Source organism: Anaerorhabdus sp. (genome assembly GCF_036657415.1).
Taxonomy (GTDB): domain Bacteria; phylum Bacillota_I; class Bacilli_A; order Erysipelotrichales; family Erysipelotrichaceae; genus Anaerorhabdus.
The window spans coordinates 874-22,457 of the sequence record NZ_JAVXGL010000034.1; the positions used below are offsets into that span (position 1 = coordinate 874).

General features: G+C 32.4%; 19 protein-coding genes. 5 read left to right on the forward strand and 14 right to left on the reverse strand.

Features of this window, described 5'->3' with window-relative positions; genetic code table 11:
* The coding region (locus RSB60_RS06390; RefSeq protein WP_332615223.1) for a diguanylate cyclase domain-containing protein at positions 1 to 266 on the forward strand (266 nt) is incomplete at its 5' end.
* Between the two features lie 34 nt (positions 267 to 300).
* Here the strand turns inward: RSB60_RS06390 and RSB60_RS06395 are convergent.
* From RSB60_RS06395 to RSB60_RS06445, 11 genes are all read right to left on the reverse strand, one after another.
* Positions 301 to 2,523 (reverse strand): bifunctional diguanylate cyclase/phosphodiesterase, encoded by a 2,223-nt coding sequence (locus RSB60_RS06395; protein WP_332615225.1) that lies wholly within the window; start codon positions 2,521 to 2,523, stop codon positions 301 to 303.
* Positions 2,524 to 2,836: 313 nt separating this feature from the next.
* Positions 2,837 to 3,514 (reverse strand): ABC transporter ATP-binding protein, encoded by a 678-nt coding sequence (locus tag RSB60_RS06400; RefSeq protein WP_323381413.1) that lies wholly within the window; start codon positions 3,512 to 3,514, stop codon positions 2,837 to 2,839.
* Positions 3,515 to 3,523: 9 nt separating this feature from the next.
* Entirely contained in the window at positions 3,524 to 5,092 is a 1,569-nt protein-coding gene (locus RSB60_RS06405; RefSeq protein WP_332615227.1) for an ABC transporter permease, read from the reverse strand.
* Positions 5,093 to 5,134: 42 nt separating this feature from the next.
* Positions 5,135 to 6,928, reverse strand: a complete 1,794-nt coding sequence (locus tag RSB60_RS06410) for a PASTA domain-containing protein (protein WP_332615229.1) — start codon at positions 6,926 to 6,928, stop codon at positions 5,135 to 5,137.
* Between the two features lie 195 nt (positions 6,929 to 7,123).
* Positions 7,124 to 9,100, reverse strand: coding sequence for an excinuclease ABC subunit UvrB (gene uvrB / locus RSB60_RS06415; protein ID WP_332615231.1), 1,977 nt, complete (start codon positions 9,098 to 9,100; stop codon positions 7,124 to 7,126).
* 77 nt (positions 9,101 to 9,177) lie between these two features.
* A complete protein-coding gene (locus tag RSB60_RS06420; RefSeq protein ID WP_323381453.1) occupies positions 9,178 to 9,747 on the reverse strand; it encodes a GNAT family N-acetyltransferase in 570 nt (189 codons plus the stop codon).
* Positions 9,748 to 9,809: 62 nt separating this feature from the next.
* On the reverse strand, positions 9,810 to 11,309 hold the full coding sequence (locus tag RSB60_RS06425) for a S41 family peptidase (protein WP_323381417.1): 1,500 nt from the start codon (positions 11,307 to 11,309) through the stop codon (positions 9,810 to 9,812).
* A gap of 73 nt (positions 11,310 to 11,382) precedes the next feature.
* Positions 11,383 to 12,762, reverse strand: coding sequence for a murein hydrolase activator EnvC family protein (locus tag RSB60_RS06430; protein ID WP_323381418.1), 1,380 nt, complete (start codon positions 12,760 to 12,762; stop codon positions 11,383 to 11,385).
* On the reverse strand, positions 12,759 to 13,670 hold the full coding sequence (gene ftsX, locus RSB60_RS06435) for a permease-like cell division protein FtsX (protein ID WP_323381419.1): 912 nt from the start codon (positions 13,668 to 13,670) through the stop codon (positions 12,759 to 12,761). Before ftsX ends, RSB60_RS06430 begins: the two co-directional genes overlap by 4 nt.
* Entirely contained in the window at positions 13,660 to 14,352 is a 693-nt protein-coding gene (ftsE, locus tag RSB60_RS06440; RefSeq protein WP_323381420.1) for a cell division ATP-binding protein FtsE, read from the reverse strand. The genes ftsX and ftsE overlap by 11 nt, the downstream gene beginning before the upstream one ends.
* Before the next feature lie 40 nt (positions 14,353 to 14,392).
* Positions 14,393 to 15,238, reverse strand: a complete 846-nt coding sequence (locus RSB60_RS06445) for a YitT family protein (protein ID WP_323381421.1) — start codon at positions 15,236 to 15,238, stop codon at positions 14,393 to 14,395.
* A gap of 226 nt (positions 15,239 to 15,464) precedes the next feature.
* Here RSB60_RS06445 and RSB60_RS06450 point away from each other — a divergent pair, with 226 nt between their 5' ends.
* From RSB60_RS06450 to RSB60_RS06465, 4 genes are all read left to right on the forward strand, one after another.
* Positions 15,465 to 15,920, forward strand: a complete 456-nt coding sequence (locus tag RSB60_RS06450) for a VanZ family protein (protein ID WP_332490648.1) — start codon at positions 15,465 to 15,467, stop codon at positions 15,918 to 15,920.
* A gap of 12 nt (positions 15,921 to 15,932) precedes the next feature.
* A complete protein-coding gene (locus RSB60_RS06455) occupies positions 15,933 to 17,540 on the forward strand; it encodes a CvpA family protein (RefSeq protein WP_323381423.1) in 1,608 nt (535 codons plus the stop codon).
* Positions 17,541 to 17,588: 48 nt separating this feature from the next.
* The gene (locus tag RSB60_RS06460) at positions 17,589 to 18,890 is read left to right on the forward strand and encodes a metallophosphoesterase (protein ID WP_332615235.1); all 1,302 of its coding nucleotides are present in this window, start codon (positions 17,589 to 17,591) and stop codon (positions 18,888 to 18,890) included.
* 86 nt (positions 18,891 to 18,976) lie between these two features.
* Positions 18,977 to 19,594: a biosynthetic peptidoglycan transglycosylase gene (locus RSB60_RS06465; protein ID WP_332615237.1), complete on the forward strand. Its 618-nt coding sequence runs from the start codon at positions 18,977 to 18,979 to the stop codon at positions 19,592 to 19,594.
* Positions 19,595 to 19,623: 29 nt separating this feature from the next.
* Here RSB60_RS06465 and RSB60_RS06470 read toward each other — a convergent pair whose 3' ends face one another.
* From RSB60_RS06470 to RSB60_RS06480, 3 genes are all read right to left on the reverse strand, one after another.
* Positions 19,624 to 20,178, reverse strand: a complete 555-nt coding sequence (locus RSB60_RS06470) for a chromate transporter (protein WP_323381426.1) — start codon at positions 20,176 to 20,178, stop codon at positions 19,624 to 19,626.
* Positions 20,171 to 20,716: a chromate transporter gene (locus RSB60_RS06475; protein WP_323381427.1), complete on the reverse strand. Its 546-nt coding sequence runs from the start codon at positions 20,714 to 20,716 to the stop codon at positions 20,171 to 20,173. Before RSB60_RS06475 ends, RSB60_RS06470 begins: the two co-directional genes overlap by 8 nt.
* A 25-nt stretch (positions 20,717 to 20,741) precedes the next feature.
* The coding region (locus RSB60_RS06480; protein ID WP_332615240.1) for a gamma-glutamyltransferase family protein at positions 20,742 to 21,584 on the reverse strand (843 nt) is incomplete at its 5' end.

Below are 21,584 nucleotides of genomic sequence, written 5' to 3' on the forward strand. Positions count from 1 at the left end.
GTGGAGGATCAAGTGTAGCAACATTTTTAATAAAGTCTAAAGAAGAAGTATTTAGTCTTGCAAATGCTATTTTGGAGAAAGTGAACAATATTTCAGTTGCACTTGATAAACCAATTTATATTTCTGCAAGTCTTGGTATAGCCTTCATCGATGATAAAGATGAAAATAAATCTCGACTCATCAAAAAAGCAGATCTTGCAATGTATTCTGTGAAATCCAAGTCAAAAAGTGGAGTAGAAGTTTACCAAGGAAATCCTTCAATATAAAAGAGAAATTTTATTTAAAATTTCTCTTTTTCTTTTAATTAGCTTTTAATTTTTTCTCATACATACTAACTTCCATTGGTCGATCAAACAAGAATCCTTGTACAACGTGACATTCAAGAAGTTTTAATAAATCAAGTTGTTTATCTGTTTCAACACCTTCAACAACTAATGACATATTCAAATCTTTCGATAACAAGATAATACTTTTCAATACTTGCCCAGCTCTTATATTTGTTTCGGCATCTGACAAGAACCCTCTATCTACTTTTAATACATCAGCATAAATATCCTTCAATAAATTGAGTGATGAATATCCATTACCAAAATCATCAATACATATAAGGAACCCATAATCTCGCAATTGTCTAATTGTGTCTGTCAATCGCACTATATCATCGTGAATGATAGTTTCTAGCAATTCCAACTCAATTAGTCGTGGAGGAATATTATATTTTTCAACAGTTGATTTTAATTTTTTAACATAATCATTACCATAAATTAATGGCTTTGATTGATTTACTGAAATTGGTAAAGGATTAATACCTTCATCTAACCATCGTCTTTGCAATTGACATACTTCATCTAATACAAATAAATCTACATTCACAATGAATCCATTCTTTTCAAATACTGGAATAAATTCAGAAGGAAGCATCATCTTACCATTTTTAAACCAACGTACTAATGCTTCTGCACCTTCCATTTTACCAGAATCAATATTGTATTTAGGTTGTAGAAAAACTCTAAATTCACCGTTTTTTAGTGCAGCACCCATAACATCTTCGATGTCCTTATCACGGATAGCTTTCTCACGCATATCTTCGCGATAGAAACTAAATTTTCTTTCATTTGGTAGTTGTTTTGAATAGTTATGTGCCATTGTCGCTCTATCCACAATCTTATCAATATCAGATTCATTTGCAGGAATGTGATATATACCCGTTGTAAAGTTCAATGTATATCGCTTCTCGTTTACTTCAAGAAATTGACTAAACTCTTTTCTAAAAATAGTTCCCTTTTCAATCACATCCGCATCAGAAGAATATTTAAGCAACGCTAGAAAATCATCTCCACCTAGTCGACAGTGCAAATCATCTCCTGATAAAATTTCAGTTATTAGTCTCTCCATCTTCTTTAAGATGAAGTCACCTTCTTCAAATCCATACATTTCATTAATCATTTTGAAATTATCAATATCAATACGCACCATGTATAAATCAGATCTGTTCTTTTTCAAAACCTCTGAGGCAAGTTGTTTAAAATAAGCTAGATTATAACATCCAGTTAAAGGATCATAGAATGCAACTTTTTTAAGTTTTAAATTGTTCTTATAATTTTGTATTACAACAAATATTGCTAAACCACCTATGATAATTATCGCTAGTGCAACAATTGTAAAATTTCTCAATATAATATTATCTGCATTTTGTGAAATAACAGATTTTGGCACCACTGTAAACACATGCCAGTCATTAACCCCCACAGCAGTGAAAGCAGCTACATGTCTTTCATCATTCACTACATATTCAATGAAATCACTCTCATTGTTTTGAATACTTTGCATCAAATAATCCACTTCTTTTTCTGCTGCACCCTCAATAAGTAATTCATCAAATAAGTTTTCAGTTAATAGTGGTATCTCTCTATTTGCATACGCAATTAGTTCACCATTTTTATCTATTACATAAGAATATCCTTCACCATAGAATGTGCTTACACTTAATAATTCAGAAAAATTCTCTGCATCTGATGTTGCAATGATAACTCCCAGTAATTCTTCATTTTGATAAATCGGTGTAGAATAAACATTTATAAATTCACCATTCACTTTATCAGTCATTCTATCAGAAACTGTACTTTTCCCAGAAATAGCATCTAAGAAATAACTTCGATCACTTATATTGAAATTTGTATCATCAGTTGCAACAACTTCACCATCAAGTGTTACAAATCCAAGGCGTTTAAAATTTGATCTTTTATCCTCTACTTTCAATATTTCCATTGTATAGTCTAAATCGAATGGTTCTCTTGCTGAAATAATACTTGCTATGGCCTCAACTTTATCTATCTCTAAATCCACTGTATTTTTAATTGTTGAAGCACACTGTACTGCAATCTCTTCTAAGTACTGTTGATTCTGCTTATTTATATCTGCGCGGGTACCTTCAATAAAGAAAACAGTTATTGAAGTGATTAAAACTAAAATTATAAAAAGAATTAGTCCCCACTTAAGAAAACTAGAACTGCGTTTTCTCATGATCACACCTCGCCCTCTCTCGAATGAATCATCAGTCTCTAAATCGTTATTTTGATTTTACCATACCTTAGCAACAAAAAAAAGATACAGTTATTTATTCCAAATGTTTCTAAGGGCATTTTTAATAACCCTGGTCGAATAGGCACTTTTTATTTTTGAACATTTTCTATAAATGTTCAGTTTTACTACTACCATTATCCAACGTCAATGTTATTTATCTTATAGATTTTCTACCCTTATGAGTTTCAAAATTCCATTTAATTAAAAAAGAATCATTTGTCTTTATCACAAATGATTCTTTCATATTTTTCTTTTATTCGATATCGATTAGTTTACCATCTTGTAAAAAGACACGATGATCTGATAATTTAGAAACCTCGTTACTATGTGTAACTACAATAACTGTTTTCCCAAATTTTTCCGTCAACATTTTAAAGATATTAATGATTTCATCTTCAGTTGCGCTATCTAAGTTTCCTGTCGGTTCATCCGCAAAGATTAAGTCTACATTAGACGCTAATGCACGTGCGATTGCGATACGTTGTTGTTCTCCTCCTGATAAGTGAGTAACTAAACGATCAGCCTTTGATTTCACAATACCGAATTTTTCTAGTAATGTATACCCAATCTCTTTTCGATTTTTAGGTATTTTATTATCTGTTTCTGTCATTGCTACTTCTATATTTTCAATTCCTGTTAAGTATTGTACTAAGTTGTATGCTTGGAATACAACACCAATTTTATTACGACGGTATTTATATAGTCCAAGTTTTTCTAGTGATTCTCCAGCATAATAAACTGTTCCACTTTCTTGCTTATCTAATCCCGCAAGAATACTTAAAAGTGTTGTCTTACCACTTCCTGATGGTCCTAATATTGTATAGAATTTTCCTTCTTCAAATTCATAACTTAAATCTTTAAGAATTTCTCTACGATATCCTCCGTCGACATATCCGTAGTTAATATTTTCAACTTTTAATAATGTTCCCATATCGTCCTCCTATGCCAACAAGATTTGTTTTGGATTTAGTCTCATAATCATTGCAGAAGGAATTACAATACTTACGAATACTACTCCAATACCTAAAATATATATTTCAAGGATTAACCAAATACTGATAGAAACTTCATAGTTACTAAGTAATTCATCTTGTGTAATTTCTGTAAAGTAGTTTTGATCTCCTGCCCAGTAATATACATTGTTATCTGATGTTATTTCTTCTTCAGATGCACTTTGTTGGAAGTTCAATACCATCTTACCAACTTGACCTGCAACCAAACTACCTGACCCTACAGCCAGTGTAAATCCGATAACAGCGATAATTAACAATTCCATAAATAATTGCATTACTACTTTAACTTTACTTACACCTAGTGATAATAGAACTCCTATTTCAAACTCACGTGTTTTCAATGTCAATGCTGTTACTAATGATATGATTACTACTGCGTTTAATGCAACTATCCATACAATTACATTTGCAAAGAATGAAAGTGTATCTAAAGGTTTTGCTAATTTCTTGAATTGTTCATTATTTGCATTTAAGAAAGTGTATTCTTTTAAATCAACTTTATGATCTTCGACAAATGCATCAACTTCCAATGGATCATTTAATAAATAAACAACTTTACTCGCATTATACGAATTTTCTAAAGTTGGTTCAGTACCAACCATATCTGGTTGTCCTTGTGACACATAATAGTCATAACTAGCTTTTGAAACTGCATAATTAAATTGTGCAATTGTAGTTCCAGGAATTAATATAAAATTCTTTGGTGATTCGTATGGTGACATCCAATTAAAACGTTCATCATTTGGATCAACATCAGCTAAAGTTGTATAAATTCCAACAATTTCTAACTCAAGTTTTGTCATATCTTCCGTAATGCCCATGTTTTCAAAGTAAGGAAGTTGATTAGCTTGCATACTTGAAAGTTTGATTGTATCACCTACTGATAATCCATTCACATCAGCTAATTCTTTAGTTATTACTGCAACTTTATTTGCGTTATCAAGATCATCTTGATTATACATTCTACCATCAACAATTTTATTCGTACCTTCTACAAACTCAATTGAATCAGGCACAATATTTGTTTGAATCATAATGTTTGGTTCTTTGTATTCAAATTGTGTTCCATCTTCCATCATGACAGCTCCACCGCCACCATTTTCAGCTTTTTTCTCTTCATTTCCTAAAGGAACATTTTCGAATCCATCTGAATACATTGGAGAAGCTACTGAATAGTTCATTGCCTTAACACGTTCATCTTGTGAAATGTTCAAAGCAATTTCTTTATCAATTTTTGGATAATTTTTATACGCTTCATTTCTTTCTTCATCAGATTCTAGTGAATTTGTGTATTCCCAAAACTTTTGATTATCAACCTCATAGTTAACAACCGCACGCATTGATTGACGTGTTAATATTTTTGCATTATTTGCCGCATCGCTAATTCCTAAACCAATTAATACTAGATTACCAATCATAAAGAATGTAATTCCTAATAAAACTGATTTAGATAATTTACGAGTTACGTATCGCCATGCACGATTAAAGAAATTCATATTTTATCCTTCTTTCTATTTGTATGATAATGACATCAACACTTAAGGTGCTGGTGTTGGTTCTTGAACAATGATTGACATGCCTTCTGATAATGTTTGACCATTATTTATTGTATTTACACCGTCTGATTGAAGAATCACAAATGTTGTTGAATTATCTGCAATTGTTCCAATAGGATTTACAGTTATTCCATTTGCACCACAAAGTGCTTTAAATGTTGCATACCCTAAATTTTTATCAACTTTAAATTCTTTTAATACAGGTGCTGGTGTTGGTGTTGGCTGTGTTACTGGACCACTTGAAATTTTCATAGAAATCTTTGCATCAATTGGAAGAGGTCTTGCACATCCATTTGCACCATACGGTAATTGATTCCCTTTAGCATCTAAACAAGAGTAAGAAATAATTTGTCCTGGAGTTGGATAAGTATCACTCTTTTCTTCGCCAGCCCATGCTCCTGCTGCTAAGTTTGCTCCCTTACCATTTGCATCATCTACCCATTTAATTAATTCAAGATAATCTTTACCATACCAAGCACGACTGTTTGTTTCAAGTTGTGGCATGTATAACGAAATTGTAAGTTCTAATACTGTACCTTGGTCAACTTGTGTTCCTGCTGCTAATGATTGACCGATAACAGTTCCTTCTGGTGCTGAGTTATAACGTTCTTTTTTAACGATTGTAACTTTATTCTCTGGAGTAGCTGCCCATACATCTAACATTTCTTTTGTATAGCCTACTAGATTAGGAATTTTTACTGCTTTACCTTTAGAAACTACAACACCAAGTTTACCACCTTCTTCAAGGCTTTCTCCAACTTTGATATTTTGAGAAATAATTTTACCAGTTTCTACAGTATCGCTATATGCTTCCGTTTTTTCTAATAAAATCTTCTTTGAATTTGCCCATTGCTCTAACTCTGCATATGTCTTTCCTACAAAGTTTTCTATTGCAACTGTTCCAGCTGGTGCTGGTCCTTTTGAAATATTAATTGTTAATGTTGAACCACGAGTGAAATTACTTTCAGTTCCTGTTTTCAAATCATAATTAATAACAAGGTCTTTTTCTACTAATGTATTGTATTGTGTATTAATTTTTGTTTTTTGTAACTTGTTTGTATCTATCCAATCTTTGATTTCTGAATAAGTCATATTCATCAAATCTGGGAATGCAATTACTTCATCAGGATCAGCACCTTTAGATGCCACAAATGTTAATGCTGTATCATTCTTGATTTTAGATCCTGCTTTTTGATCTTGTGATATGATTACATCTTTATCATATTCTAAGCTGTATTCTTTATTTATAATAATACCTGCTGTTTCAATGTTATTTTGCTTTGCCCATGCACCAACATCATTTATTGTTTTTCCAACAAAATCAGGCATTGGAATTTTTGGTGCAAAGAAGAAAAACCAAACTAAACCAATGATTGCGATTAAACCAATAATTCCTGCAATTAAGATTTTAGGATCTAGCTTAAATGGTTTCTTATCAATCTTCTTTAGTTCTTCTTGTTGAAAACTATGTGGTGATTTCTTCCCATCACGCAAAGAACCTGCTGACTGAGGAGTTGGTTTAGGTGCTTGTTTTGGAGTTGGGGTTGCTGTTGCTTTTGGCGTCGCAGATGCACCACCCATAGATGTAGGTTTAGGTGCAGTTTTTGGTTGAACACTATTTTCAGCAAAATCATAGTCTTGATCTTTGAAATTTCTCAATTCTGCTGCACTTTTTGAACTTGCATGATAAATTTCAAAATCATCCTTTGCTGCCCCTTCATTTTTAGTATCTAGTTCATCTGCTAGTGAACTTAGAAAATCTTTTTTCTCATTCATACAAAATAACCTCACTTCCTATTTATTGTACATTATTTCACATACCTTTGCCACCTATGGTGGTTTGTTTTTTCTTAAGATTTTCTTAAGGTTTCCTTAATGTTATGCAATATTTTTATTCTATTGTAAGTTTTGACATAATAAAATGCACCTCTACAATTTGTTTGTACAAATTAGAGATGCACTTCAATATTACTATCCTTTTAATTCAATAAGAATATCGCGTAATTCAGCAGCTCTTTCAAAGTCTAATACTTTTGCAGCATCTTTCATCTCTTTTTCAAGATTTGCGATTAATTCTTGTTTTTCTTTCTTGTTAATCTTAGATTTCTTTTGAATATAACGTGCTGTCATTTCTTGTGTTTCTTTTCCATGTACAGCTTCTTGAATATCTTTTTTGATTGTTGTTGGTGTAATACCATGAACACGATTATATTCTTCTTGGATTTTACGACGACGATATGTTTCTTCAATTGCTCGTGTCATTGATCCCGTCATTCTATCACCATACATAATTACTTGACCATGCGAATTACGTGCTGCACGTCCAATTGTTTGAATAAGTGATCTTTCCGAACGCAAGAAACCTTCTTTATCTGCATCTAAAATCGCAACTAATGAAACTTCTGGAATATCTAACCCTTCACGCAATAAGTTAATGCCTACTAGAATATCAATTTTTCCTCTACGTAAATCTCTTATCGTTTCGATACGTTCTAAAGTTTGTGTTTCATGATGTAAGTATGCAACTTTGTAATCGTGTTTTTTCAAATAATCTGTAAGATCTTCTGCCATTTTCACAGTTAAAGTCGTAATTAACACACGTTCATTGTTTTTAATACGTTCGTTAATTTGATCTGATAAATCATCAATTTGTCCACGTGTTGGTTTCACTATAATCTCAGGATCTAATAATCCTGTTGGTCGAATAATTTGTTCTGCTACAACACGGTTAACTCGATCTAACTCATAATCACCTGGTGTTGCGGATACAAAAATCGCTTGTTTAAATATTGTTTCAAATTCTTCGAATCGCATTGGTCTATTATCCAGTGCACTTGGCAATCTAAATCCATATTCAACTAGTGTTTGTTTTCTTGCACGGTCACCATTGAACATCCCTCGTATTTGTGGTAATGATACGTGACTTTCATCAACTACCAACAAAAAATCTTCTTTTGGAAAATAGTCAAATAAGTTGAAAGGTCTTACACCAGGTTTTCTGCCATCAATTTGTCTTGAATAGTTTTCGATACCTGGGCACATTCCAAATTCACGTAATGCTTCTATATCAAATGAACACCGTTGTTCAAGTCGTTGAGCCTCTAATAATTTTCCTTGTTCATTCAATTCTTTCAATCGTTCTTTTAATTCTTGACTGATTTCTTCACATGCGCGAAGCATATTTTCTTTCGGTCTTGCATAACCATTAGCTGGATAAATAATATAAACAGTATAGCTATTTAATATTTTTCCTGAAATTGGTTCTACTTCCAGAATTCTTTCAATTTCATCATCAAACATTTCAATACGAATCGCGAATTGATCAGTATGTCCTGGTGATATTTCAATGACATCTCCTCTTACTCTAAATGTTCCACGTTGATGTTCAATATCATTTCTTTGATATTGTCGCCCTATGAATTTACGAAGTAATTCTTGGCGATCAATTTTCTCACCCACGCGAACTGTAAAGAACATATCACGATATTGTGATGGATCACTTGATGCGTAGATACATGCAACAGAGGCTACAATAATCGTATCTCTTCTTTCCAATACAGAGTTATATGCTGCCATTCTTAACATATCTAATTCATCATTTGTCATTGCATTTTTTTCTATGTATGTATCAGTTTTTGGCATATATGCTTCTGGTTGATAAAAGTCGAAATTGGATACGAAATATTCTACTCGATTATTTGGAAATAATTCTTTAAACTCAGAATATAATTGTCCTGCCAATGTTTTATTATGCGCAAAAACAAGTGTTGGTTTATTCACTTGTTCGATAACATTTCCAATGGTAAATGTTTTCCCAGTCCCTGTTGCTCCCAATAGAACTTGTTCACGTTTACCACTTCTTATTCCTTCAACAAGCTGTTCAATCGCTTTGGGTTGATCACCTGTTGGCTTATATTTAGATACTAGTTCAAATTTATGTTCTGTCATTTCAATTTCCTCTCGTTTTATTTTAGCACAAACCCCACATTTGTACATGAATATCATTCAAGTAATAGCTATATTCACTATTTTTCGTAGACCATATATACATATTCACTAAATCCCATTTGTTTGGGATACTTCACACTAACTCTTTTGTATTCTTTGAAACCATTCTTTGTATAACACTTAATCGCATTCTCATTAATATTAGTCGCTTTTAAACTATACATTTTATAATCACTATGCTCTATTTCATATCGTATTAATTGGGTTGCAATTCCTTGATGATGGTAAGCAGGATCTATACCAATAATATCGAAGTATACATGATTATCACTTAAATGTAGTGGTTCCTCAAATTCCTTAGTTAACATCATCGCAATCATGTACCCTTTAAAGAAACCTGCAGCTTTTTGAAATTTCTTTTTCACAATATATTGTGCTCTATCATTTCCTGTTACTGCCGATAAAAATCCTACAACTCGACCATCAATTTCCGCAACAATATAGACATTTATATTTATTCCTTCTTCAATTGCCATAATAATATCATCTTCATTCTCTTTAAGAATGCGCCAATCATTTTTAAATGCTCTTGCGTTCACTTTGGCAATTGCTTTACGATCGCTTTCATTTGCTTTTCTAACTATCATATTTTCCACGATATATTTCCTCCTAATTGCTAAAAGCTAGATTTCTCTAGCTTTTAAGTTAACTATTGTTCATTTAATAAATCAATTGCGGCATGGTACTGTATATCTTTGTCTTTTGACATTGACCATGTTTTAGTAATTGACGATAGAATTGCATCAAATGTTGTTGTATCTAGAATTCCATCAACTTCCAAATTATGTTCTTCTTCAAACTTTTTGATTGCTGTTTCAGTTGATTTATCAAAATATCCATCTTTTCTATCAATACTATAATCTAAAAAGTCTAAACCTTCTTGAATAATTTTTACATAATTTGATACTTGATCAATTTTGAATTCCATACCTTCTTCAAGAGTTACGTAACTTTCATACAACACATCATGAAGTCTAATTTCTACGTCTGGTACAATTCCAACACCATTAATAGACTTACCACTAGGGGATAGCCATTTTGATGTTGTGTATTTAAGTGCTGATCCATCTTCAAAAGGTTGCGTAATTTGTACTGTACCTTTTCCGTATGTTGTTGTTCCTAGTACAGTTACATCATCTCTTAATTCTTCTAAAGTAAGTGTCAATACTTCTGAAGCACTTGCAGTATTTTCATTTACTAGTATTACAATTTCATCAATATTTGTGAATTTGCCTTCTTTTGCATATGATTCTCTAATTGTTCCATCGGCATATTCTTGTTTCATTACTATTTCATTTTTATCTACAAAATAACTTGCGATATCTACAAGTGCATCTAGATATCCGCCACCATTATCGCGTAAATCGATGATTAATTTTGTCATTCCAGAATCGGTTAAATCTTGAAGATAAGCGCCTACTTCTTCTGCCGTTGAATCTCCAAATTGATAAATTTCGATGTAACCAATACCATCTTCAACCATTTTTCCATTTGCAGTTCCATAAACTTCTCGACGAGTAATTTCCAATTCTATTGGTGTCCCTTGACGTAGAAATTCAATGACTACTTTACTTCCTTCTTCGCCTCGCACCATATCTTTAATATCATCTGAAGTCAAACCTTCTACTGATACACCATCAATTTTATTAATAATATCACCCGGTAATACGCCTGCTTCTTCTGCTGGTGAATTTTTAAATACACGATCAATCATATTTAAACCATCTGATGAAATGTATTGCACTCCAATCCCAACAAAATTCATGTTAATTGATTGCATAAAGTATTGTAATTCATCACTTGATAAATAGGTTGTATGTGGATCTACTTCATTTGAAGTCATACCATACAATGCTTGGTCTAATAGATGGTCCACTATTTTTTCATCATCTTTAGCAAAATACCAGTTATTACTCATAATCCCTAATATTTTATCTAACTTTGATTCAGTTTGTTGTTCAGGTGTTGGGTTGATAATTATCGGTCTAGCACTTCCTATTAGCCAGCCTACAACAAATACAAATAACATTGAAACAATCACAAATACAGTAACTAAACGTTTATTTCGTTTGTCTTCAATTCGATGAGCTTCATCTGGCCATATATGACGTTCTAATTTAATACGAACTTTCTTATCATCATTTTTCATAATCAAATACCTCAAGGTATATTCTATCATAAAACATGAAAAAAGGAGCAATTGCTTGCTCCCATTTTAATAATTAGAATACTGATTCTGGTTTTACACGACAAGGGGCACCTCTACTATCACAAGTAGTATTAAGTCCTGCGTTTCCCCAACCTGTTCCAAATGCCAAATCACCGTTCCATGATGCAATATAATCATTAATACCCATTGATCCTAGTTTAAATACTTCGACATGGCAATGGGGGCCTGATGAGTTCCCTGAATTTCCTACTTGTCCAATATAATCACCAGCACTCACAATTGAATTTTGGGCAATTGGTGATCCTTGTTGCATATGTAGATATTTCACCGCATACAATGTACCATCAATCCTGGTTAGTAAATAAATTTGATTACCACCACCTGATGATCCCCCTTGTGCAGCTCCACAACTACTTGTTAAGTATCCTTCACCACAACCATCAACACTCTTAATGACAACACCATTACCAGCAGCTCTTACTGTTGCTCCACGTCCTGGCGCAAAATCCATACCTAGATGAACTCCACCACCAAAATTTTCTGGATAATGCCACGTTCCGGCCGTAACCTTACCACCAGAAACTGGTCTAGTGAATCCTGATGAACTTGGAATGTTATCAATATTAGTACTCATTGCTGCAAGTGCTTGTTTGATGCCATCCAGATTACCAGCAATTCGGTTTCCTTCAGCCTCCAATTCAGCTTCTTTTTTCTTAGCTTCTTGGGTTGCAATTTCCGCTTCTTTTTTCATTACGAGTATTTGATTTTGTTTTGCTACTACTGATACTTTATCTTCTTCTAGTGCTGCTTTCGCAGTAACTAGTTCTTCTTTCGCAATATTCAATTCATCAATTAAAGCTTTTAATTCTTCTCGCTCAACTTCATCATAGTTTGTAATATCTTTGATACCATTTGATCTACGCACTAAATCATTTAAGTCTTTCGCTCCCATGATGATATCTACATATTGATTTAAACGCATGCTAGATTGACTCGCTACCATACGATCCATGATTTTTTTCTTTAACGCTTCAACTTCAGCTTCTTTTGTCGTAATCTCTTGTTCTTTTAATACAATTTCTTGTTCCTTCACTGAAATCTGTTCATTTAGTGTTGCAATTTCAGCATTAAGAACAGAGATTTGTGCTTCATATCCCGCAATTTTCTTACCATATTCTGCAATATTCGCGGAAATTTCTTGACGTTTTGACTCAATATCTTTTAATTGTTGACGTAGACTTTCTGAGTCATCTGACATTTTTTGTGCAAAGCGAGCACATTGTGCTTGCTCTTCCGCAGTTAAATTTGTTGCTGAACATTTTGCAGTCCAAGCTGCAGTATCACTAAAATCATCTTCTGCTATAACCATTACTGGAATAGTATTTCCAAGTAACATTAAGAAACTCAATACATATATTGTTAATTTTCTCATCGCTTCCACCTCAAATATTTTGTTACTGACAAGAAACTACCAATTAATCCAACTAACATTCCTACAACAAGTAACATAATTGATATATAAAGTACAAATGGATGTGGACTTATTAGTACAAAAATATTAGAAATCAATTTACCACCTAATTGGGCATATAGATAAATATATCCAAAGATTGTCGCAAAGATTGGAATAATTGATCCCAATGCTCCTATTATAATTCCCTCGACAACAAATGGTGCACGAATGAATCCATTTTTTGCTCCAACACTACGCATAATCGCAATTTCATTCGCACGTGCTAAGATTGTAACTTTAATTGTATTTTGAATTAAGAATATCGCAAGTAAACTTAATGCGATTACAATAATTAATCCGCCTGTTCTTACCGAATCTAAGGCATCTACTAATAGAAGTGAACTATCTCCTCCATAGTTAATTTCAGAGACTCCTTCTATTTGTGAAATTTGATCTGCTATTGTTTTTAAATCTTCACCGTTTTCAACTCTAACATAATAAGCATGATGCATTGGGTTGTCTTCACGATATTGTTCTAGAATTTCTCTTTCACGTTCATCTTGGAAACTTTCAATGTAATATGTAAGTTCATCATCTTTATTTGAGAATTGTACACCTGTTGCATCAACACCAGATATACCTTGAATTGCTAATCCAATACGATCAATATGTTCTTGTGCTTCATAGTTATAATCAATCATTACTGATATTTGGACTTCGCCTTCAATCTTATTTGTCATTGATGCTAAGTTCATTGTGAAGATTGCGAAGATTGAAATAATAATCAATGTAATCGTTACTGCTGATGCACTTGAGATAGACATTGCTGCATGTCGACCTACTCCGAAGAATCCCTCTTTTATATGTCTTATTAATCTACTGAACATGTTTAATATAACCTCCCTCAGATAAGTCCGCCGCTACATGACCATTTTCTAAAACAATAGTTCTTTTGCGGTGTTTATTTACCAAAGTTATATCATGGGTAACCATTAAAATAGTTGTTCCCTCTTCACGATTAATCTTTTCAAGAAGCTGCATAATTTCATCTGATTTTACTGGGTCCAGATTTCCTGTTGGCTCATCCGCAATTAATACTTTCGGCCTATTCGCAATTGCCCTAGCAATCGCTACCCTTTGTTGTTGCCCCCCAGATAACTCTGTTGGAAATGAACTTCCTTTATCATCTAATCCTACAAGATTCATTACTTGTCTAACACGATGACGAATTGTATCTTTCTTCATACTTATTACTTCTAATGCATAAGAGATATTTTCAAAAACTGTTTTTGCTTCTAATAAACGGAAGTCTTGGAAAACAACTCCAATATTTCTACGATATAGCGGAACTTTTGAATGTTTAAGTTTGCCCACATTTATTCCTACTACTTCTGCTTTTCCCTTTGTAGGAACTTCTTCACCATCTAAAATTTTAATAAGAGTCGACTTTCCTGAACCAGTAGGTCCAATAATATAGACAAACTCTCCTTGTTTTATTTTCAAATTTACATCATATAGTGCATTAACACCATTTTTATAGGTTTTACTTACATTTTCTAAAGTAATCATTAGCTTGTCTCCTAACTAAATCATTATATCATACTTCAAATTAAACACGATACCCATAACTAAATCCTTCACCATGAACATCTGTAGTATCCGTCGTAATAATAAATGCTTTGGAATCAATTTCATTTATCAAATCAATAAGTTGTGGATATTGATTTTGTGATACAACTACAAGAATTATTTTCTTTGCATTATTTGTATATCCACCGACGGCATCTGTAATTGTTGTTCCTCTTTCAAGTTTCTCATGAATCCTTGCTGAAATAATACTATACTGTTCTGAAATAATTTGCACAGATTTTGATTCTTGTCCACCCATCAATAAAACTTTATCAATTGCAAAACTTGTTGTAAATACTGAAATAATTCCAATCAAAACCGCTTCTAAATCATATGCCAATAATCCAAGTAATACTGTAAAAAAATCAGTAATGAGAATTAATTTCGCAATTGATATATTTGTATATTTATGAGCGATAAGTGGTGGAACATCCATTCCACCTGTACTTGCTCCTGTTCTTATAACTAATCCAATTCCAACACCACCAATAATCCCTCCATAAAATGAAGCTAAAAGTGGATCAATTGTTAATGGAATATTAAACTGACTAATTAGTGTTAGAAAAATTGGATAAACAAATGAACTTAACACTGTTTTAATTGCGAAATCTTTCCCTAAAAATATCCATCCCACAAAAAACAACCCAATTACTAAACCATTTACAATCCAATCAGTTGGAATTTGTACAAATGAATGAAGTGCAACCGCAATTCCAGCTACTCCTCCTGACAAAATATTATTTGGCAATATAAAATATCCTACCGCTACCGCAAGTAAAAAATTCCCTAATAATATCAAAACCAAATTTCTAGCATTTAATTTCATTATCCACCTCAATAACCTAACACATTATATCATAACGTTATGGAATTAAAAATCCATACTACTACCTTTACTATTAATTTTTAGATAACAGCATTTATTATCTTACTCCTATATCTTTAATATCTATGATGAATATAAACTTCATTGTGTGAACTTTTGTTTTTTTTCATTAGATGTCAATTTTTCGCTTAAAATATGTTATGATACTTACCATGGATGGTGCATTATGAAGAAGAAAGTTTTCCAATTTATTCCATGGATTTTTGTAGGAATTATGATTATATTTATATTTGCGAACTCTTTAATTCCGGCAGTTGGTTCTAAACAAATAAGTTCTACATTTACAACATTTGTTTACAACTTATTGTTATCGCTAAATGTTCATTTGGATTATGAATTTCTTCATCACTTGATTCGTAAGTTTGCGCACTTCTTAGAATATGCAATTTTAGGTGGACTCATTTACATTGCTATTCAATTAAAACCACTTACAAAATCCAGCATAATAAATTTCATATGTTTCCTTATTGTGCCAATCATTGATGAATCACTTCAATTAATAACTCCTGGTCGCTCTTGCGAATTAGGTGACATGATGATTGATGGTTCTGGTATGATTGTTGGATTTCTACTTATATGGTTAATAGTTAAATGTTTAGCGAAGTCAAAAGCTACTCATTAGAAAGAGGATTTAATGAAAAACAAGAATTTATTATTTGCATTAGTTGTATTCTTAGTATTATCGTTTGGATGCTTCTATGTCTTATTACCTGCACTAACAATCCAATCTTATTCATCGCTCATAATCTTTGGTGCAATTATTGCGGTTTCTTATTTTATTTATATTGTAGGCGCTAATATTACTAAACCACTCACAACTGTTAAATTATCATTTAAAGCTTCTGTGGTAGTTGGTGTTGTAATTGTTGTTGCAGTTGTTGGCGGATTTATTTATTCTCCAATATTTATGAGTAGTACATATGCAAAACGTATTGATGTCACTGATGGTAATTTTAAAGAAGATATTCCACCGGTTGATTTAAATAATTTACCACTACTCGATAAATCAAGTACCGAAAAAGTTGGTGATCGTGTCATGGGACAATTACCTGAACTCATTTCACAATTTAGTGTTTCTGAACAATATACGCAAATCAGTTATAACGGTCGTCTTGTTCGTGTAACTCCACTTGAATACAATGGTTTCTTCAAATGGTTTGGTAATCGTAATGAAGGTATCCCAGGATATATTATGGTTGATAGTACAACTGGTGAAGCTAGCTTAATTAAATTACCAGAAGGAATGAAATATGCGGCAAGTGGATTCTTTAATGATAGTTTGCAACGTCATATTCGCTTTCAATATCCTACTGAATTATTATCAACGTCTGTTTTCGAAATTGATGATGAGGGAAACCCTTATTATGTAACACCTGTATTAAAAGTAAAGTGGATTGAAATGCTTCCTGATATTAAAGGTGCAATTCTTACAAATCCAATTGATGGTAGTTCAACTTACTATGATGTTGCAGATGTGCCAAAATGGGTTGACCATGTCTATCCAGCAAGTCTTGTCATTGAACAAGCAAATTCTTGGGGCTCATATCAAGATGGATGGTTAAATAGTTTTATCGGTCAAAAAAATGTTCGTACAACAACTCAAGGATATACTTATCTTGCAGATGATACTGATATCTTTGTTTATACTGGAATTACTTCAGCAACCGCTGATCAATCTAATATTGGATTCATCTTAATTAATCTTCGTACTAAGGATACTAAATTCTATGCTGTTCCAGGTGCTGAAGAATTTAGTGCAATGGCATCAGCTCAAGGTGCAGTACAAGAAAAAGGATATATTTCGACATTCCCACTTCTTATTAATTTAGATAATCGTCCAACTTATTTATCATCACTTAAAGATAGTGCTGGACTTGTAAAAGCATATGCATTTGTTGATGTGCAAGATTACCAAAAAGTTAAAGTTACTGATAGTAACTTAGGTTTAGTAGCTGCCGCAAAAGCATACCTACAAATGTTAGGTGCAAATTCAGGTGAGATACTAACTGGACAAGATATCACTGGTATTATCACTGATATCCAAAATGTTGTAATTGATGGTAATTCGTATTACTATCTCACACTTCAAAATGATGAAATTATTTATAAAGCAATTATTACTTTAGATGATCGTTTACCATTTATTCATGTTGGCGACAAGATTTCATTTAGCCATTCTGATGGTGTTATCATCACAGTTAATACAGTAGATAAAGTAACTCCTCAAATACCAGTTGAATAACTGGTATTTTTGCTATCATTTTTTTGGTTTATTCTTTATAATGAACATATGAAAAAATTCTATTTAATACTTTTATCTGCAATGCTACTAAGTGGCTGTACATCTGAAAAACCTGTCGTAGAGAAACCTGAAACGATTCGTTTTTACGTTACCAGTGATACCCACCTCTATAATCCTGAGATTGTAGAGAACAAAGAATTATTTGATGATCTTGCATTAAATCAAGGAGATGGCAGATTATTAAACTATGCCCTTGAAATCTTTAATGCTTTCATTGATGAAGTGATTGAAACTAAACCTGAATTTGTCTTATTTACAGGTGATATTAGTCTTGAAGGAGAAAAAACATCCCATCAATGGATTGCCAAACAATTATCTAGATTAATTGATAATGGCATTCAACCGCTTGTCATTCCAGGTAATCATGATATTATGAATCCTTCTTCACGAACATATGGTAATCCTTCTTCATATATTAATACTGTTTCTGCAGAAGAATTTGCATCAATATATAGTGATTGCGGATATAGCAATGCATTATACCGTGACGAAAATTCATTAAGTTATGTATATGAATTGAGAGATAACGCATGGATACTTATGCTTGATACCGCAAGATACGAGGAAAATACTGTACTTGGATCAGAGGGTACGGGTAGCATACGTAGTGAAACTTATGACTGGATTGAAGAAATTGCAGAAATAGCCAAAGAAAAAAATGTTCAACTTATAAGTTCAACTCATCATAACATTATTAAACAAAATGAATATTTTAGTTCTGATAATACTTTATTAAATACGTTGAAAGCGTTGCGTATCTTTGATGAAAGAGATATTCGAGTAAATTTTAGTGGACATATTCATGCGCAAAATATTAACACAAAAGAAAAAGAAAATGGTGTTATCACTGATATTTGTTCTAGTTCCTTATTAGTTTATCCAAGTCAATATGGTATTGTCGATTATGTACCTTTTAAAGAGTTAAACTATTCTACTAAAGCTATAGATATTTCAACATGGGCATCACAAAATAATAATGATCCTAACTTGCTTGACTTTCCTGAATATTCTTACAACTATTTCAAGCAATCTTCTACATCACGTGGTGCAAGTCGATTCAAATCTAGTTCCCATACAGCTGAAGAAATAGCTCAATTACTTGATGCTAAAGGAACATTAAATTGTTATTACTTTGCTGGAAGAATACTTGAAATTAAGGATTCCTTTATAGCTAGCGATTTCTACTCTTGGCTGATTGAACAAGATGAAACAACTAGTGGATACATCTTATCAATGCTAAAGACAAATGATTTAGATCCTAATAAAATAACCATAGATATGTCAAAGTGACAATTTTGTAATGATTAAGTAAGTTTTTTCTAAGGAAGAACTTACTTTTTTTGTCTATGATAAGTATAGAAAAGAGGTGAGTTCATATGAAAAGATTATTCGCATTTATTGTCTTAGTTACATTAATCATTGGAGTCAATTTTGTATTACCTATCGTCGTAAAAGGTGTTGATATGTATCAAACTGCTCTTAAAGATAAACCTCTTACAGAATATGTAAATGAAATTAAATCACGAGAAAATTATACTACTCTGGATGATATCAATCCTGTATTTATAAATGCTTTAATCCATTCAGAAGATACTCGCTTTTACAGTCACCCTGGATTTGATTTAATTTCCTTAACTCGTGCTTTTGTTACAAATATTAAGGAAGGTAAAAAAGCTGAAGGAGGAAGTACAATCACTCAACAGTTAGCAAAGAATATGTATTTCACTTTTGAAAAAAAATACGAACGAAAAATCGCTGAATTATTAGTTGCATTAGAACTAGAAAAGAATTATTCAAAAGATGAAATTATAGAATTATATGTCAATATTATCAACTTTGGAGAAGATTGCTTTGGCATAAAAACAGCTTCTATCCACTACTTTAATAAGCTTCCTAGTGAATTGAATTCCGCAGAAATTGATGCTCTTGTTTACACTATAAAATCACCTAACAACTATAATCCAAATAAACTAAGTCTAAGTTTTTCAAATTAAAAGATTCTCTATTATTTAGAGAATCTTTTTTAAAATGCAAATACTGCACCAACAGTTGCACAAAATAGAATAATAAGAATTGGATTTAATTTCTTAAAACGATTAGCTACTATCAATACAAGTAATAATATCCATGATTTCCAATTAAACAATTGTGCAATTGAAGTGAAATCAATATTAAATAATGTGATTAAGAAAATATCAACGCATGCTACTGCAATCAATGCAACAACAGCAGGACGCAAACCATAAAATATATCTTGGACCGTTTGGTTTTCTTTGAATTTTTTTAACATATTTGCAATGATACAAATGACGATGATGCTTGGTGTAACAATCGCTAATGATGTTGCGATTGCTCCTGGTAAACCAAACATATGATAGCCAACATAGGTTGCCATATTAATTCCCATTGGTCCTGGTGTACTTTCTGAAATTGCAATCATTGTTGTTAGCATTTCAGTAGAAAACCAATTGTATTTGACAGCCATATCTTGTAGGAAGGGGATAGTTGCTAGCCCGCCACCTATCGCAAATAATCCGGTTTTAAAAAATTCGAATATCAACAAAATAAAGTTACTCATGTTTCATTCTCCTCACTTTGCTAATAACAATTCCAGCAACTCCTGCGAGAATAACGATGATGACAACTGAAATATTCGCAAAATATGCAAGTAGTAATGCAATCGCAAAAACGAATATTCCCGTTATATCTTTAACACTCGACTTCCATAATTTCAAAATACTTGTTCCCATCAAGAAACAAACGGCAACACGAATACCTGCTAAGGCATTTTGAACGAGTGTAATTTCTGCAAAATTACTCAAAACTGATGCAATCAAACTTATGATTATTATACTAGGAGAAATTACTCCCAATGTCGCGGCAATACCCCCAATAACTCCTTTTTGATAATAACCAACAAATGTTGCTGTATTAACAGCAATAATTCCTGGTGTACATTGACCTATGGCATAATAATCCATAACTTCTTCTTCCGTTGCCCAATGATGTTTTTCTATAACTTCTTTTTGAATCATTGGCAACATGGCATATCCTCCACCAAACGTGAACAGACCCATTTTAAACCAAGATATGTATAAATCTACTAATACTTTCATAATCCACCTTATCTAAATTGGAGAATCAATAACAAGCTATATTACTATCTGCTCTTGATTCAGTACCACCTATATAAACACCGTTATCTGCCAACAAAATAATTTGTCCACGGCCAAATGAATACCGATTATCTGCCACCGTTACTCTATGTCCTTTGGCAATTAATTCTTCAATTATTTTTTTATCAAATTCAGGTTCTACAATAAATTCATTTCCTTCTTTCCATTGCCATCTTGGAGCATCTAATGCCATTTGCGGATTAAGATTGAAATCAATTAAATTGGTAACTACTTGAACATGTCCTTGCGGCTGCATATAACCACCCATGACACCAAATGAACATACAGCTTTATTATCCTTGGTAATAAATCCTGGAATAATTGTATGATATGTTTTCTTTCTTGGTGCTAAAGCATTGATGTGGTTTTCTTCAAGTGAGAAATCAGAACCTCTATTTTGTAATGCAATTCCATAATCTTCTACAACGATACCTGAACCAAATTCCATATAATTGCTTTGAATATATGAAACCATATTTCCATCTTTATCTGCCGTACACAAATACACTGTTCCACTCTTTGGAGGATTTACAGGATTTCTTAATTCAGCATTTTCACTGATTTCTTTAGCTCTTATTTTACCATAATCATCACTCAAATATTCATGAAAATCACGTTTCATATTTTTGGGATCAGTAATGATATCAAAGGCATCCGCAAATGCCATCTTCATTGCTTCAAATTGTTTATGATATGTATCTGTACAGTCCTTTTTGTCAAATTTAAAATTCTTTAGAATATTAAGTGTCATTAACGCCGTTAAGCCTTGCCCATTAGGCGGTATCTCCCAAATATCATACCCATGATA